Genomic DNA, 849 nt, shown 5'->3' on the forward strand with positions numbered 1-849 from the left:
GCAAGCGCCACGGCCAGGTAATGTGGGTGTCGCGGGGAGGGGTTCCGATCGGCCTACCGATTGGAGGATACCACCGTGGCACCAATTAGAATGCCGGAAGCCGTCATCGGGCTCGATGTCGGGAAATCGTCCCACTGGGCATGCGTCGCGACTCGAGATGGCGAGGTGCTGTTGAGCACCCCCGTCGCGAACAGGGAGGACGACCTGGACTCGCTGTTCGGCCGCTTCCCCGATGCGCTCGTGGTCGTCGACCAGTCGCGCAACATAGGCGCCCTCGCGCTCGCCCGCGCCAGGGCGGCCGGGATGTCGGCGGCGTACCTGCCGGGACTCGCGGCGCACGGGGCCGCCAGGCTCTTCGCCGGCGACGCCAAGACCGACGAGCGAGACGCGATGGTCATCGCGAAGACGGCGCTTGGCATCCCCGACGCGCTCCTGCCGGTCGGAGACCCAGGTCCGACAATTGCGGCGGCGAGGGCGCTGGCCGCCCAGAGGAACTTCCTGACCTGCGAGAACACTAGGAATAAGAACCGGCTGCGCAGCATCCTGCTGGAATCGTGCCCCGCCTTCGAGGCACTGGTCGACCTGTCCGACGGGTGCCAGCTGAGGCTCATGGCATCCCTCGGCGGGGCCTGGTCGGTAGCCGACGCCGGGCCCCGCAGGGCGGCGGCGCTCACGCGTGGGGCGGCGCGCGGTAAGATCGAGGCCCTCGTCCGCTCGACAACCTCCTCGACAAGGCCGGATGCGTCGGTCGTCGCCGCCGAGGACCGGGCGGTGAAACTGCTCGCGCGCAGGATATCCGAGAACTCGGCGGAGATCTCCGCCCTGCTCGAGGGCGACGATACCTACCGA

At 69.3% G+C, this 849-nt stretch carries 1 protein-coding gene; it reads left to right on the plus strand.

All coding sequences use genetic code 11. The features are described from left to right. Nucleotides 1-90 precede the first annotated feature (90 nt). Nucleotides 91-849: IS110 family transposase (locus tag ACTQXM_RS08995; protein WP_441547651.1), on the plus strand; the 759-nt coding region annotated here is incomplete at its 3' end.

Source organism: Collinsella sp. LCP19S3_D3, from assembly GCF_052121455.1.
Lineage (GTDB): Bacteria > Actinomycetota > Coriobacteriia > Coriobacteriales > Coriobacteriaceae > Collinsella.